Source organism: Streptomyces sp. Ncost-T10-10d (assembly GCF_900091955.1).
Classification (GTDB): Bacteria; Actinomycetota; Actinomycetes; order Streptomycetales; family Streptomycetaceae; genus Streptomyces.
This window is the reverse complement of record NZ_FMDF01000224.1, coordinates 21,454-35,932: the sequence shown is the minus strand read 5'-3', so window position 1 is coordinate 35,932 and position 14,479 is coordinate 21,454. Positions and strand designations below refer to the sequence as shown.

General features: G+C 69.0%; 15 protein-coding genes. 10 read left to right on the top strand and 5 right to left on the bottom strand.

Annotation, left to right across the window (positions count from 1 at the left end; translation table 11 throughout):
- Positions 1-24: 24 nt before the first annotated feature.
- The 4 genes from sdhA to GA0115254_RS39850 all read left to right on the top strand — a co-directional run bounded on the left by sdhA (position 25) and on the right by GA0115254_RS39850 (position 3,794).
- Positions 25-1,779 (top strand): succinate dehydrogenase flavoprotein subunit, encoded by a 1,755-nt coding sequence (gene sdhA / locus GA0115254_RS39865; RefSeq protein ID WP_093900146.1) that lies wholly within the window; start codon positions 25-27, stop codon positions 1,777-1,779.
- On the top strand, positions 1,779-2,546 hold the full coding sequence (locus GA0115254_RS39860; RefSeq protein WP_093900145.1) for a succinate dehydrogenase iron-sulfur subunit: 768 nt from the start codon (positions 1,779-1,781) through the stop codon (positions 2,544-2,546). Before sdhA ends, GA0115254_RS39860 begins: the two co-directional genes overlap by 1 nt.
- 181 nt (positions 2,547-2,727) lie before the next feature.
- Positions 2,728-3,330, top strand: a complete 603-nt coding sequence (locus GA0115254_RS39855; protein WP_093900144.1) for a hypothetical protein — start codon at positions 2,728-2,730, stop codon at positions 3,328-3,330.
- Between the two features lie 131 nt (positions 3,331-3,461).
- Positions 3,462-3,794, top strand: coding sequence for a hypothetical protein (locus GA0115254_RS39850; protein ID WP_093900143.1), 333 nt, complete (start codon positions 3,462-3,464; stop codon positions 3,792-3,794).
- A gap of 19 nt (positions 3,795-3,813) precedes the next feature.
- On the opposite strand, the gene GA0115254_RS39845 is transcribed toward GA0115254_RS39850, so the two are convergent.
- Complete coding sequence (locus GA0115254_RS39845; protein ID WP_093900142.1) at positions 3,814-4,323, bottom strand: MarR family winged helix-turn-helix transcriptional regulator; 510 nt, start codon at positions 4,321-4,323, stop codon at positions 3,814-3,816.
- A gap of 87 nt (positions 4,324-4,410) precedes the next feature.
- On the opposite strand from GA0115254_RS39845, the gene GA0115254_RS39840 reads away from it, so the two are divergent.
- The 4 genes from GA0115254_RS39840 (at position 4,411) to GA0115254_RS39825 (ending at position 7,306) form a co-directional block, all read left to right on the top strand.
- On the top strand, positions 4,411-5,637 hold the full coding sequence (locus tag GA0115254_RS39840; RefSeq protein WP_093900141.1) for an MFS transporter: 1,227 nt from the start codon (positions 4,411-4,413) through the stop codon (positions 5,635-5,637).
- A 67-nt stretch (positions 5,638-5,704) separates the two neighbouring features.
- Positions 5,705-6,136, top strand: coding sequence for a hypothetical protein (locus GA0115254_RS39835; RefSeq protein WP_093900140.1), 432 nt, complete (start codon positions 5,705-5,707; stop codon positions 6,134-6,136).
- Between the two features lie 7 nt (positions 6,137-6,143).
- Complete coding sequence (locus GA0115254_RS39830) at positions 6,144-6,572, top strand: thiol-disulfide oxidoreductase DCC family protein (RefSeq protein WP_093900139.1); 429 nt, start codon at positions 6,144-6,146, stop codon at positions 6,570-6,572.
- Between the two features lie 23 nt (positions 6,573-6,595).
- A complete protein-coding gene (locus GA0115254_RS39825; protein WP_093900138.1) occupies positions 6,596-7,306 on the top strand; it encodes a TetR/AcrR family transcriptional regulator in 711 nt (236 codons plus the stop codon).
- 81 nt (positions 7,307-7,387) lie between these two features.
- Here the strand turns inward: GA0115254_RS39825 and GA0115254_RS39820 are convergent, their stop codons facing one another.
- The 3 genes from GA0115254_RS39820 to GA0115254_RS47040 all read right to left on the bottom strand — a co-directional run bounded on the left by GA0115254_RS39820 (position 7,388) and on the right by GA0115254_RS47040 (position 10,688).
- Complete coding sequence (locus GA0115254_RS39820; RefSeq protein ID WP_093900137.1) at positions 7,388-8,944, bottom strand: ABC transporter substrate-binding protein; 1,557 nt, start codon at positions 8,942-8,944, stop codon at positions 7,388-7,390.
- A gap of 188 nt (positions 8,945-9,132) precedes the next feature.
- Entirely contained in the window at positions 9,133-10,413 is a 1,281-nt protein-coding gene (locus GA0115254_RS39815) for a metallophosphoesterase (protein ID WP_093900136.1), read from the bottom strand.
- A 29-nt stretch (positions 10,414-10,442) separates the two neighbouring features.
- Positions 10,443-10,688, bottom strand: coding sequence for an SCO4848 family membrane protein (locus GA0115254_RS47040; protein WP_256103017.1), 246 nt, complete (start codon positions 10,686-10,688; stop codon positions 10,443-10,445).
- Positions 10,689-10,809: 121 nt separating this feature from the next.
- Between GA0115254_RS47040 and GA0115254_RS39810 the strand changes: the two genes are divergently transcribed.
- Positions 10,810-12,072, top strand: a complete 1,263-nt coding sequence (locus GA0115254_RS39810) for a D-alanyl-D-alanine carboxypeptidase family protein (protein ID WP_256103016.1) — start codon at positions 10,810-10,812, stop codon at positions 12,070-12,072.
- On the opposite strand, the gene GA0115254_RS39805 is transcribed toward GA0115254_RS39810, so the two are convergent.
- Positions 12,020-12,949, bottom strand: a complete 930-nt coding sequence (locus tag GA0115254_RS39805) for a YihY/virulence factor BrkB family protein (RefSeq protein ID WP_093900134.1) — start codon at positions 12,947-12,949, stop codon at positions 12,020-12,022. The genes GA0115254_RS39810 and GA0115254_RS39805 overlap by 53 nt on opposite strands.
- A 141-nt stretch (positions 12,950-13,090) precedes the next feature.
- On the opposite strand from GA0115254_RS39805, the gene GA0115254_RS39800 reads away from it, so the two are divergent.
- Positions 13,091-14,440, top strand: a complete 1,350-nt coding sequence (locus GA0115254_RS39800; RefSeq protein ID WP_093900133.1) for an FAD-binding oxidoreductase — start codon at positions 13,091-13,093, stop codon at positions 14,438-14,440.
- The last annotated feature ends 39 nt before the right edge of the window (positions 14,441-14,479 follow it).

Genomic DNA, 14,479 nt, shown 5'->3' with positions numbered 1-14,479 from the left:
GGGCCAGAGGGACCAGAGGAAATCATGCAGATCCACAAGTACGACACCGTCATCGTCGGCGCCGGCGGCGCCGGTATGCGCGCGGCCATCGAGTCCACGAAGCGCAGCCGTACCGCCGTGCTCACGAAGCTCTACCCGACCCGCTCCCACACGGGCGCCGCGCAGGGCGGCATGGCCGCCGCGCTCGCCAACGTGGAAGAGGACAACTGGGAGTGGCACACCTTCGACACGATCAAGGGCGGCGACTACCTGGTCGACCAGGACGCCGCCGAGATCCTGGCGAAGGAAGCCATCGACTCCGTTCTCGACCTGGAGAAGATGGGCCTGCCGTTCAACCGCACGCCCGAGGGCAGGATCGACCAGCGTCGCTTCGGCGGCCACAGCCGTAACCACGGCGAGGCCCCGGTCCGCCGGTCCTGCTACGCCTCGGACCGCACCGGCCACATGATCCTCCAGACGCTGTACCAGAACTGCGTCAAGGAGGGTGTGGAGTTCTTCAACGAGTTCTACGTCCTGGACCTCCTGCTCCAGGACGTGGACGGGGTCAAGAAGTCCGCAGGCGTCGTCGCGTACGAGCTGGCGACCGGCGAGATCCACATCTTCCAGGCGAAGGCGATCATCTTCGCCTCCGGTGGCACCGGCAAGTTCTTCAAGGTGACGTCGAACGCGCACACCCTGACCGGTGACGGCCAGGCCGCCGCCTGGCGCCGCGGCCTGCCGCTGGAGGACATGGAGTTCTTCCAGTTCCACCCGACGGGCATCTGGCGCATGGGCATCCTGCTGACGGAGGGCGCCCGTGGTGAGGGCGGCATCCTCCGCAACAAGGACGGCGAGCGCTTCATGGAGAAGTACGCGCCCGTCATGAAGGACCTCGCGTCCCGTGACGTCGTTTCCCGCTCCATCTACACGGAGATCCGTGAGGGCCGCGGCTGCGGTCCCGAGGGCGACCACGTCTACCTCGACCTCACGCACCTGCCGCCGGAGCAGCTGGACGCCAAGCTCCCGGACATCACCGAGTTCGCGCGTACGTACCTCGGCATCGAGCCCTACACGGACCCGATCCCGATCCAGCCGACCGCGCACTACGCCATGGGCGGCATCCCGACCAACGTCGAGGGCGAGGTGCTGGCCGACAACACCACCGTCGTCCCGGGCCTGTACGCCGCCGGCGAGGTCGCGTGCGTCTCCGTGCACGGCGCCAACCGTCTGGGCACCAACTCGCTGCTCGACATCAACGTCTTCGGACGCCGTTCGGGCATCGGCGCCGCCGAGTACTCCGCGAAGAACGACTTCGTCGAGCTTCCCGAGAACCCGGCGCAGATGGTCGAGGAGCAGATCGAGCGGCTGCGCAACTCGACGGGCACCGAGCGGGTCTCGACGATCCGCCTGGAGCTGCAGGAGTGCATGGACGCCAATGTGATGGTGTTCCGCACCGAGCAGACCATCAAGACGGCCGTCGACAAGATCGCCGAGCTGCGCAAGCGCTACCTCAACGTGTCCATCCAGGACAAGGGCAAGCGGTTCAACACGGACCTCCTGGAGGCCATCGAGCTGGGCAACCTGCTCGACCTGGCCGAGGTCATGGCGACCTCCGCGCTGGCCCGCAAGGAGTCCCGCGGCGGTCACTACCGCGAGGACTACCCGAACCGCGACGACGTCAACTTCATGCGCCACACCATGGCGTACCGCGAGGTCGCCGACGACGGCACCGAGTCGATCCGGCTCGACTACAAGCCGGTCGTCCAGACCCGCTACCAGCCGATGGAGCGTAAGTACTGATGGCTACCCCGACCATGGACAAGGTGGAGACCGGCCCCTCGGCGTCCCCTGCCTCCCCGTACATCACGGTCACCTTCCGGATCCGCCGCTTCAACCCCGAGGTCTCCGACGAGGCCCAGTGGCAGGACTTCCAGATCGAGATCGACCCCAAGGAGCGTGTTCTCGACGCCCTTCACAAGATCAAGTGGGACATCGACGGCACGCTGACGTTCCGTCGCTCCTGCGCGCACGGCATCTGCGGCTCCGACGCGATGCGGATCAACGGCAAGAACAGGCTCGCCTGCAAGACGCTGATCAAGGACATCAACCCGGAGAAGCCGATCACGGTCGAGGCCATCAAGGGCCTCACGGTCCTCAAGGACCTCGTGGTCGACATGGACCCGTTCTTCCAGGCGTACCGCGATGTCATGCCCTTCCTCATCACCAAGGGGAACGAGCCGACCCGCGAGCGTCTGCAGTCCGCCGAGGACCGCGAGCGGTTCGACGACACGACCAAGTGCATCCTGTGCGCCGCGTGCACGTCCTCGTGCCCGGTGTTCTGGAACGACGGCCAGTACTTCGGCCCGGCGGCGATCGTCAACGCGCACCGCTTCATCTTCGACTCGCGCGACGAGGGCGGCGAGCAGCGCCTGGAGATCCTCAACGACCGTGACGGTGTGTGGCGTTGCCGCACGACCTTCAACTGCACGGACGCCTGCCCGCGTGGCATCGAGGTCACCAAGGCGATCCAGGAGGTCAAGCGGGCGCTGATCACGCGCCGCTTCTGACCGCCACCGGCGCACCAGTTGCATCCGAGGCCCCGTTTTCCGCACGAACACTGTGGGAAACGGGGCCTCTTGCTGCACCGCTCGGGTCTTGACGGTACCGTCATGCGGAACCGGACACCGGTTCGCCGTCTCCGGCGCAGCAAGGCACGGGGCACACAGTCTTGATCGAAAGCGGGGAACGTTGAGCGATCCGAATCCGTACGCGGACGACTCATACAAGTGGGGGCCTCCCCAGCAGCCGGGCAATCCGCCCACCGTCGCGGACGGCCAGGGGCATGACCGGCCCGGCTCGGGCACGCCGGCCTACGGCTACCCGCAGCAGCTGCCCGAGTCCGCGGCCCAGCCCGGCCCCGGTTACGGCTACCCGCAGGGCCAGGCGGCCCAGCCGACCATGCCCGGTTACGGCTTCCCGCAGCAGCCGGGCGCACTGCCCGGCGGCGGTGTGCCGATGCTGACGTTCGGCGACATCACCGTCATGAACGACCAGATCGTGACGCCGGCCGGAACGATGCCGCTCAAGGGCGCCGTGTGGACGGCCACGGACCTGTCGCGCACCGAGGAGAAGATCCCGACGGTCGCGATCGTGCTCGCGATCGTCTTCGCGCTGCTCTGCCTGGTCGGCCTGCTCTTCCTCCTGATGAAGGAGAAGCAGACGACCGGCTTCATCCAGGTCTCGGTGACCAGCGGCGGCAGGCACCACTCGACGATGATCCCGGCGATGGGCCCGGATACCTTCCCTATGGTGATGGCCCAGCTCAACACGGCCCGCGCCATGAGCATCTGACGGTCCGCGGGGATGGCCCGCCGTCGGCACACCGTCACCGTCGCCGCGCCGGATCGCGACCGGCTCCACGCGTATGCCGGGCCGGTCCGCGCTCTCGCCGAGTCCACCCGGGCCCCCGGGGCCGGGACATCGTGCTGCCGGACGGGCGGACGACGCCCGGTCTCAGCCTGGTGAAGGGCCGCCATCTGCGGCCCGGCGCCCGGTACGAGCCCTCCGGCTCCGACACCGAGGAGTTGGCGACGACGGTGGTGCGGGAGTGGCGGCGCAGCTGTGTCGTCGCCCTGGAACAGCTTGTGCGGTCACCGCAGTTCACCGGGCGATCGGTCCTGCGGCTGTACAGCCCCGAGCGCCCCGGTGCGCAGTGGAACGAGACGCCCGGCCGCATCCTGGGGCAGGATCTGGACGAACTCCGGGCGGGGCCGGCCGATCACGCCGTCGGAGACCCTGACGACGAAGCCGGCTGAGCGCCCGGTACCCCGCGCCTCAGTCCCACTCGGCGCCACCCCGGTCCTCGGCGACCACCATGATGCGCCGCAGCATGTCGTTGAGCAGCGTGCGTTCGTCCTTGTCGAGGACGCCGAGCAGCCGGTACTCCTCATGGCCGAGAACGTCCATCGCGCCCAGCCAGGTCGAGCGGCCCTCGGCGGTGAGTTCCACATCGACCCGTCGGCGGTCGGTGGTGGAGGGTGTGCGGCGGACGAAGCCGCGCCGTTCGAGCGCGTCCAGCCGGCCGGTGACGGAGGCCGGCGCGAGGTCGAGGTCGGCGGCGAGCTCGGAGGGGGCCGCCTTCCCGCCGCGTCCGGCCAGCTTGTGGAGCGTGTCGAACTCCTGGCGGTCGAGGTCGAAGTCCACCAGGGACTGTTCGCGTACCCGGCGCAGATGGACGGAGAGTTTCTTCATACGGGTCACCGCGCCCTCGACATCGGGATCGAGGTGGGGAAGGACCGGCTTCCAGCGCTCCACATGTCCGTCGGTCCAGTCGCGTCGCTCCATGGGGAAAGCGTACGCCCGGCCCCCAACTACGCTTCGGCACAAGATATTTCGTTGACGAATAGTTTGGAACCGAAATAGGTTGCGCGCATGCCGCACCCCTTGCGCACGCGCGCCTTCCGCCTGCTCTTCATCGGACGCACCCTCTCCCTCCTCGGCGACTCCGCCATCCCCACCGCCCTCTCCCTGGCCGTCTATCTGGCCACAGGATCGACCGGAGCACTCGCGCTGGTCCTGGGATGCGCAATGATCCCCAAGCTGCTCCTGCTGCCACTGGGCGGCGTCGTGGGCGACCGCTTCAACGCCCGCACCGTCGCGCTCACCACCGATCTCGTGCGGTGCGCGACCCAGCTCTTCGTCGGCGCGGAGCTGCTCGGCGGCTCCCCCGCGCTCTGGCAGATCGCCCTCGCCGAGGCGATCGGCGGCGCCGCCGGGGCGTTCGCGATGCCGACCGTGTCACCGCTGATCCGCGGCACCGTGGCGGAGTCGGGGCTGCTGCGCGCCAACTCGCTGATGGCGGTGGTCAACAGCGCGACCCGGCTCGGCGGCCCGGCGCTCGCCGGAGCCCTGATCCTCACCGCGGGCCCGGGCTGGGCCTTCGTGCTGGACGGCGCGAGCTTCGCGGTGAGCGCGGCACTGCTGTCCGCCATGAAGGTCCGGCACGTACCCATCCCCCGGCGTTCCCTGCTCACCGATCTCAAGGAGGGCTGGAGCGAGGTCAGGGGCCGCGACTGGTACTGGACGAGCCTGATCGCCCACGCCGTCTGGAACGGCGCGGCGGCCGTCCTGATGACCGTGGGTCCGGCGCTCTTCGTCCGGGAGCTGGGCGGCAAGGAAGTCTGGGTCGCCCTCCTCCAGACCGGCGCGGTCGGCCTGCTCCTCGGCTCCCTGCTGGCCGGCCGGGCCCACCCCCGTCGCCCGGTCCTGGTCGCCAACCTGGGCCTCGCCACGTACGCCCTCCCGCTCGGCCTCCTCGCCGTCCACGCGCCCGTGGTCGTGACCATCGCCGCGTACGGCATCGCGCAGGCCGGGCTCGGCTTCCTCAACCCGGTCTGGGAGACCTCGGTCCAGTCCGCCGTGCCCGCGCACGCCCTGGCCCGCGTGACCTCGTACGACTGGCTGCTCTCCCTCGGCGCGATGCCACTCGGATACGCCCTGGCCCCGCTCGCCGCCTCGGCCTGGGGCGCCGAAGTCCCCCTGGCCGTCGCCGCGGTGGCGGTCGGCGCCGCCTGCCTGGCGACGGCGGCGGTGCCGGGCGTACGGCGCTTCGGGGTGCCCGGCAAGCAGGCGGAGCGAGTCGCCGAGGCATCTGCTTGAACATGTTCAAAGACAGGTCTACAGTCCATGACAACAGCTTTTGAACGCGTTCAAGGGAGGGTGGGGCATGGACCTCACTGTTGTCGCGTACGTCATCTACCTGCTGATCAGCGTGGCGCTCACCGTCTGGGTCGCGCGCACGCTCAGCCGCAACGGCAGGGTGTTCCTCGCCGATGTGCTGCACGGGAACGAGAAACTCGCCGATGCCGTCAACCACCTGCTGGTGGTCGGCTTCTACCTGGTCAACCTGGGCTTCGTCACCCTCTACCTGAGGAACGACGACGGCGTCGCCGACGCCCGCGGGCTCTTCGAGGCACTGTCGGTGAAGCTCGGCGTCGTCCTGCTCGTCCTCGGCGTGCTGCACCTCGGCAACGTCTATGTGCTCAACAAGATCCGCCGCAGGGGCCTGATGGAGCGTGAGCAGACCCCGCCCGTACCGCCGCAGGGCTGGACGGGTCCGGGAAACGGTCCGTGGACCGCCCCCGCCACCAGGGCCTGAGCGCGCAATGACGGCCGGAACAGGCGGGCAGGGGCTGCCCGTCGAACGCCTCACGGTGCTGTACGACGCGCAGTGCCCGCTCTGCGTCCATCTGCGCCAGTGGCTGATGAAGCAGCGCCAACTCGTCCCGCTCGACCTCGTCCCTGCGGCCTCCGACGAAGCGCGCCGCCGCTTCCCCGGGCTCGATCACGCCGGGACGCTCGACGAGATCACCGTGATCGGCGACCGGGGGCAGATCTACCGCGGGACCGACGCATGGATCGTCTGCCTCTGGGCGCTGGCCGAACACCGGCCCAGGTCCCACTGGCTGACCACCCCGGCGGGCCGCCCGTTCGCCCGGGCGACCGTGCTCGCCGCCGCGAAGTACCGGTCGCTGACCGCGACGCCGTGCGGCGACGGGGACAGTGCCTGTACGGTCCCCGAACCTGGGGACTGACCGGGACGGATACCCTCGGGACTGTGGTGAAGGAAGCGAAGGACGTGAAGGAAGTCAAGGCTCCCAAGAGCGAGCAGACCCGCACACTCATCCTCGAAACCGCGCTCCGGCTCTTCCAGGAACGCGGCTACGACAAGACGACGATGCGGGCCATCGCCCAGGAGGCCGGCGTCTCCGTCGGGAACGCCTACTACTACTTCACGAACAAGGAACACCTCGTACAGGGCTTCTACGACCGGCTCGCCGCCGAGCACGAAGCGGCGGTCCAGCCGGTCCTGGACGGCGACAAGGACCTCGCGGTGCGAATGCGCGGGGTCCTGCTCACGTGGCTGGACGTGGCGGAGCCGTACCACCGCTTCGCCGCCCAGTTCTTCAAGAACGCCGCCGACCCGGAGAGCCCGCTCAGCCCGTTCTCGGCGGATTCGGTCGCGGCCCGCGAGGCGGCGATCTCCATCCACCGGCGATGCCTGGCCGGTTCCGACGCCAAGACCGATCCCGAACTGGCCGAGTTGCTCCCGCAGTTGATGTGGCTGATGCAGATGGGCCTGGTGCTCTACTGGGTGTACGACCGGACGGAGCACACCGAACGCAGCCGCCGCCTGGTCGAGCGCTCCGCCCCGATCGGTGCCCGCGCCATCGCGCTCTCCCGGTTCCGGGCGCTGCGACCGCTGGTACGGCAGATTCACGGGGTGCTGGAGGAGTTCCTGCCCGGCGCCGCGAAGCGTCGGGCCTAGGCAGAGGGGCGGCCTCCCGGCAGTGCCGGGAGGCCGCCCCTCGGGTCCTGTCGTACGCGCCGGGTCCGGCGCGACGGACCGTCAGATCCGCTTCAGTTCCCACAGCCGCCAGAGGCCGGTGCCGTCCGAGAGGTACTGCGAACCGGAGACATCGGTCGTGCTGACGACGTAGTCCTTCTTCTGCCACAGCGGCACGAGCGGCACATCCTCACCGACCAGCGCCTGGAGCTCCTTGAAGTCCGCCGAGGTACGGCTGCGGTCGCTGTACTGCAGCGTGGCACCGATCAGGGCGTCCATCTTCTTGCTGGAGTAGCCGTTGTGGAGGCTGTTGCTGTGGCCCACCAGCGGCTGGCTGAAGGTGTCGGGGTCCGGGTAGTCGGGGAGCCAGCCGACGGTGTACGCGTCGTACTTCCCTGCCGCGTACTCCTTCTGGAACTTCTGCCAGTCGACGGCCTTGACCGTGACCTTGAACAGGCCGCTCGCCTCCAGCTGGCGGCGCAGCTCCGCGGTCTCCCTCGCATACGCCTCGTCGCCGCCGCGGTAGCCGAAGGTGAAGCGCAGCGGCGTCTGCACGCCGGCCTCCTCCATCAGCTTCTTGGCGCGCCCCAGGTCGGGCGTGGGGTAGGCGTCGAAGAACGGTGTGCTGTGCCCGATGTAGCCCTGCGGGATCAGCGAGTAGAGCGGTTCGACCGTGCCCTTGTAGATATCGGTCACCAGCGGCCCGCGGTCGACGAGCGACGCGATGGCCTGGCGGACCTTCTTGTCGGCGAACGGGGAGCCGGCGCGGACGTTGAAGACGAGATTGCGGATCTCGGCGCTGTCCGCCTCGGTGACGCGCAGATCGGGGTCGCCGGGGTTCAGCTCGGCGAGCGTGGCCGGCGGCAGCTGACGGTGCGTCACATCGATCTGTCCGGACTTCCAGGCCGCCAGGAGTGCGTCCGACTCCTTGTAGTAGTGCACGGTGACCGGGACACCGGTCTTGCTCAGCGCACCCGTGTACCGGGGGTTGGGGACCAGTTCGGCGGTGACGCCCGGCCGGTACGACTTCAGGATGTAGGGGCCCGAGCCGTCCACCGTGTTTCCGGCCCGGAGCTTGTTCGGCGGGTACGACTCGCGGTCGACGATCGAACCGGCTCCCGTGGCGAGCTTCTGCGGGAAGGTCGCATCGCGCGAGGAGAGGTTGAAAGTGATGGTGCGGCCCTCGGACACCACGTTCTTGAGGCTCGGGAACAGCACCGACGGACCGACATCCGTCTTGATCCTGATCATGCGCTCGATGGAGTACTTGACATCGGCGGCGGTGATCTTGCGGCCGTTGGAGAAGAACAGATCGTCGCGCAGCTTGCACTGGTACGTCTGGAGCTTCTGACCGATGAACCCACAGCTCTCGGCAGCGTCGGGTTCGGGGACGATCGCCCCGGACTTGAACGTCATGAGGGACTGATAGATGTTGCTGTACATCGCCCAGGAGCCGGCGTCGTACGCACCCGCCGGGTCGAGCGAGGTGACTTCGTCCGTCGTGCCGACCGCGATCGGGTCCTTCTTCACCTCATCCGAGGGAAGCAGCTGCCAGGCGCCGACGCCTGCGATGACCAAAACCGCGAGAACCGCGAGAATCCGTAGCCGGATCGACCGCATTGCCGTGCTCTCCCTTACCAGCCCCACCTCGGCGTTGTGCCCAGATCCGCACATCACCGCATGCTCGCGCACAGCCAATCACACGATTTTCACATCTGGAAGAGCAAAACTGGGACTCATAGCCTTTTGTTCGGCACTTGAAACCTTGGGCCGATCAACAAGGTCTGTAACAGGCCATCGACGGAGTGTCAGGCCTGCAGAGAGGCAAGCTCCACGACGGTGATGTCGGAGGGTGCACCGACCCGTACGGGCGGCCCCCAGGCGCCCGCTCCACGCGAGACGTACAGCTGGGTGTCGCCGTAGCGGTCGAGCCCGGCGACGGTGGGATTGGCCAGTCCTGCGATGAGATTGCCCGGCCAGAGCTGGCCGCCGTGGGTGTGGCCGGAGAGCTGGAGGTCCACACCGTGGGCGACGGCGTCGTGGATGACGACGGGCTGGTGGGCGAGGAGGACGGCGGCGCGGGTACGGTCCCGGTCACCGAGCGCGCGATCGAAGTCGGGCCCCTGCCCCTCGCTCTCCCCGGCAATGTCATTGACGCCCGCAAGATCGAATCCGTCGATCTCGGTCCGGGCATTCTCCAAGGGATGAAGACCCAATTCCCTTACATGATCAACCCATTGGGCGGCGCCGGAGTAGTACTCGTGATTACCGGTGACGAAGAAGCTGCCCTGGCGGGCACTCAGCTGCGCGAGCGGCTCCGCGGCCGGACCGAGGTCGGCGACGGTTCCGTCGACGAGATCCCCGACGACGGCGACCAGATCCGGCTGGGTCCGGTTGATCGTGTCGACGATCCGCTGGGTGTGGGCGCGGCCGAGGATCGGGCCGAGGTGGATGTCGCTGACGACGGCGATACGGAAGCCGTGCGCGGAGCGGGGCAGCTTGGCGAGCGGGACGGTGATCCGCTTGACCCGCGGCCCGCGCAGCACGCCGTACGTGCCGTAGCCGACCGTGCCGAGCCCGGCGACGGCGGCGGCGCCCCCGACGGCCCGCGCGACGAACAGACGGCGCGTGGGGACGGCGCGGGTGTCCGCTGTGGGGGCGTCGGCGACGAGGATGTCCGCTGCGGGGGTTGCGGGGGCGTCGGCGGCCTCGGGCGTGAACACCTTCGTCACCGACGGACGGTTCACCCGGCTTGACTCGTTCGCACGGCCCGCGAGCACCCGTCGCAGAATCGGCCGCACCGCCTCGCCCACCAGCAGAGCCAGCGTCAGATACAGCAGCGCGGCCAGCCACAGGTACCCCGGCCAGGCCAGCACCCGCTGGAGCCAGAAGGGCGCACCCGTACGGCCGGAGACCAGGGCGCCGATGGTCAGCAGCGGCAGGAGCCAGGCGGCCACCGTGCCGGTCCGGCGCAGGGCGCCGCCCTCGGCCGTCGTGTCACCGACGAAGCGGCGCCACAGATAGTGGTGCACGCCGACGAGCAGCGCGAGCACCACGACTGCCGCCACCGCGAGACCGGCCACTGCCACTTGCGCTCCCCCGCTCGTCGTACGGCTTGTTATGCACCTTCGCGGCGCAGGGCCCTGACCCCGCGGAACCCGATCACACCAACGGCCGTCCCCAGGAGAAAGGACGTGATGGCGAGCAGCAGATGCACCCAGAAGTACGCAGTCGGGTCACCCGCGTCGTCGAAGGCGAGTCCACTGCCGTCCTTCCACAGGTTCTTGACGAAAGTGATCCAGATGAACCAGCTCCACACCCCGAAGGCGAGCAGGAACCAGGAGACGGGGCGGCTGAGCTTCATGGCCCCAGTATCTCCGCCGCGCTCCGGCGAAGCCGCCCGGGGTGGGCTGTCCCGGCGGTCCGCGCGGCGGGTCAAGCCATCCGTACCCGCATCCATATCTTCGCCCTGTACGTTTCCGACCGTGCCTGCTCTGAAAAAGATCGCGTTGACGGTCACCTCTGCCGCCTTGTTGTCCACATTTGTCATCAGTCCGGCATTGGCGGTCGACAAGAACACCTCCGCCAACCGGCCGAAGCCACCCGCCGGTATGTCCCGGGTCGGTGGCGAGCTGCTGGGCCGGACCGGCACGCAGGTCAAGCTGGGGGTCGGCGCCCCGGTACTGCCCAAGGACCTCACGGGCAGGTCCTGGATCGTCGCGGACGCGGAGAACGGCGAGGTCCTCGCGGCGCACAACCCGCACTGGCGGCTGCCTCCCGCCTCCACCCTGAAAATGCTCTTCGCGGACACCGTGATGCCCGGACTGCAGCCCAAGACCCGGACGTACACGGTGCAGGAGAAGGACCTCGCCGATCTCGGCGAGGGCAGCAGCCTGGTCGGCATCAAGGAGCACCTCAGCTATACGGTCCACGACCTGTGGCTCGGGGTGTTCCTGCGTTCGGGCAATGACGCGGTGCATGTGCTGTCCTCGATGTACGGCGGCATCCCCAAGACCGTCGCCGACATGCAGTCACATGCCGAGGAGTTGCAGGCGCTCGACACGAAGGTGGTGTCGCCCGACGGTTACGACGCACCCGATCAGGTCTCCAGCGCGTACGACCTGACGCTGTTCGCCCGCAGCGGGCTGCAGAAGGCGGACTTCCGGGAGTACTGCTCGACGGCCGAGGCGGACTTCCCCGGCGCGAAGAAGAAGAACGGGAAGCGCGAGACCTTCAAGATCCAGAACACCAACCGGCTGCTCACCGGCGCGGACGGCGTCGACCCGTACAAGGGCATCGCGGGGGTCAAGAACGGCTACACCACGCACGCGGGCAACACCTTCACCGGTGTCGCCGAACGCAACGGCAAGGTGCTGCTCGTCACCGTCATGAACCCGTCGTCCAATGAGCCCCACGCCGTCTACAAGGAAGCCGCCGGCCTCCTCGACTGGGGCTTCGCCGCGAGCGGCAAGGTGACCCCGGTCGGCGAACTGGTGCCGCCGAAGTCCGCCGATACCGGGTCCGGGACCGGCACCGGGAAGGGCCCCGCGGCGGCGCACGAGGAGGACAAGGGCAGGAACGGCCCCTCGCACGACACCGAGGCCGTTGCCGCCGACGACGGCGGCCGGGGCGTCGGGATCGCGCTGGGAATCGCCGGAGGCGCCCTGGTGCTGCTGGCCGGCGGGGTGTTCCTGGTCAACCGGCGCTGGCCGCTGCCGGACCTGGTGCGCCGCCTTCCCCGTCGCTGACGGCCGCGGAGTCCTTCTCGGTGTCCCTGCGGTTCCGCGTCGCCGTCCAGGCGGCGCAGAACAGCAGCAGCCTTGCCGTGAAGTTGATCCACAGCAGCAGCGCGACCGGCACCCCGAAGGCGCCGTACATGCTCTTCGACGCGACGCCCTTCATGTAGCTGCCGAGCAACAGCTTGAGCAGTTCGAAGCCGACCGCACCGATCGCCGCGGCGACCAGTAGCCGGCGCCGTGGGGGCTCGACGCCGGGCAGCAGCGTCAGCAGATAGAGCAGCAGCAGGAAGTCGGCGAGGGCCGCCACGACCATGGCGGCCACCTGCAGCACCACGCCGCCCGCGCCCCGGTCCGAGATGCCCAGCAGGCCGGCGGTCCAGCCGACGGCGACGGAACCGGCCGAGGAGACGGCGAGAGTCGCGAGCGCCGCCCCGCCCAGACCGAGGAGCAGCCCGGCGTCCTTGAGTTTGCGGATGACCGGATTGCCCAGGTCCACGTCGTCGATGCCCCACACGGCACGCAGACAGCCCCGCATCGCGCCGATCCAGCCGATGCCGGTGAGGAGCAGCAGCGCACCGGCGACCAGCCCGACCGTGCCCGCGTGGGACACCAGACTGCTGATGCCGAGCTGGTCGGAGATGCCCGGCACCTGCTCGGCGATCTTGTCCTCGATCTTGTGGATCTGCTCGGTGGAGAGCAGCGCGGCACCGATCGCCGCACCGACCGCGATCAGGGGGAAGAGCGCCAGGAAGCTGATGAAGGTGATCGCGGCGGCGAGCCTGGCCCAGTGGACCCGCTCCAGCGTCTCGTACGAGCGCCAGGCGTGCGTCGCCATCAGCCGGGAGACGATCGGCCCGATGACGGGGAGGTTTGTCAGCCAGTCCATGACGTACGACTACCCTCCCGGGCACGGAAAACCGGCGCCCCCTTCGCTGCCGTACGGGCTGACACTTACTCAATCACCCATATCGGTGAGTGTTGTAACAAATACCTCGAAAGGGTTTTCTCGGGCGATACGGTCACCACCATGTCTGTCGACACCGTGTCCCTGACCGGCTGGGGCCGTACCGCCCCGACGACCGCCCTGCGCTTCCGCCCCCGTACGTACGAGGAGGCGGCGGCGACGGTACGCGGTTGCGGACCCCGCGGTTCCATCGCCCGGGGGCTCGGCCGGTCCCACGGCGACGCCGCACAGAACGCGGGTGGCTCCGTCCTCGACATGACCGCGCTGAACCGGATCCGCACGATCGACGCCGGGACCGGCCTGGTGGTCTGCGACGCCGGAGTCAGCCTGCACCGGCTGATGGAAGTCCTGCTGCCGCTCGGCTGGTTCGTCCCCGTCACACCTGCCACCCGTCATGTCACCGTGGGCGGCGCGATCGGCGCCGACATCCACGGCCGCAACCATCACTTCTCCGGCTCCTTCTCGCGACACGTCCAGGAGCTGAAGCTGCTGACGGCCGAGGGCGAGATCCGTACGGTCCGGCCCGGCACCGATCTCTTCGACGCCACCACGGGTGGCCTGGGTCTGACGGGTGTGATCCTCTCCGCCACGCTCCGTTGCCACCGGGTCACCAGCTCCTGGATGTCGGTGGACACCGAACGGACCGTCGACCTGGACGACCTGCTGGCCAGGCTCTCCGCCGGAGACCACCGCTACCGCTATTCGGCCGCCTGGATCGATCTCCTCGCCCGCGGCCGGGCGACAGGGCGCTCCGTACTCACCCGAGGGGAGCATGCCCCCCGATACGCGCTCCCGGCGCGCGCCCGGCGCACACCACTCGCGTTCCGCCCGGGACAACTGCCGGTCGCACCCGCTCTCGTACCGGAAGGGCTGCTCGGCCGTACCTCCGTCGCCCTCTTCAACGAGCTCCACTACCGCAGCGCCCCCAGGTACCGCGTCGGCGAGCTCCAGAAGCTGTCCGCGTTCTTCCATCCCCTGGACTGCCTGCCGCACTGGAACCGGATTCATGGGCGCGGCGGATCCGTGCGGTACCAGTTCGTCGTCGGGCACGGACAGGAGGAGGCGCTGCGCCGGATCGTGCGCCGGATCTCCCGGCGGCGCTGCCCGTCGTTCCACGCCGTGCTCAAACGGTTCGGCGAAGGCGATCCGGGCTGGCTGTCGTTCCCGATGCCCGGCTGGGCCCTCGCCCTCGATCTGCCCGCAGCGCTGCCGGGCCTCGCCGGGTTCCTGGACTCGCTGGACGAGGAGGTGGCGGAGGCCGGCGGCCGGGTCTGCCTGGCCAAGGACTCCCGGCTGCGGCCTCAGATGCTGGCCGCGATGTATCCACGGCTGGCCGAATTCCGTTCGCTGCGAGCCGAGCTGGACCCGAACGGGGCGTTCCGCTCGGACCTGTCGCGCCGCCTGTCGCTCTGACCGCTGCGGTCTCCCGCCCTCTCACCCTCCCTCGCCCCC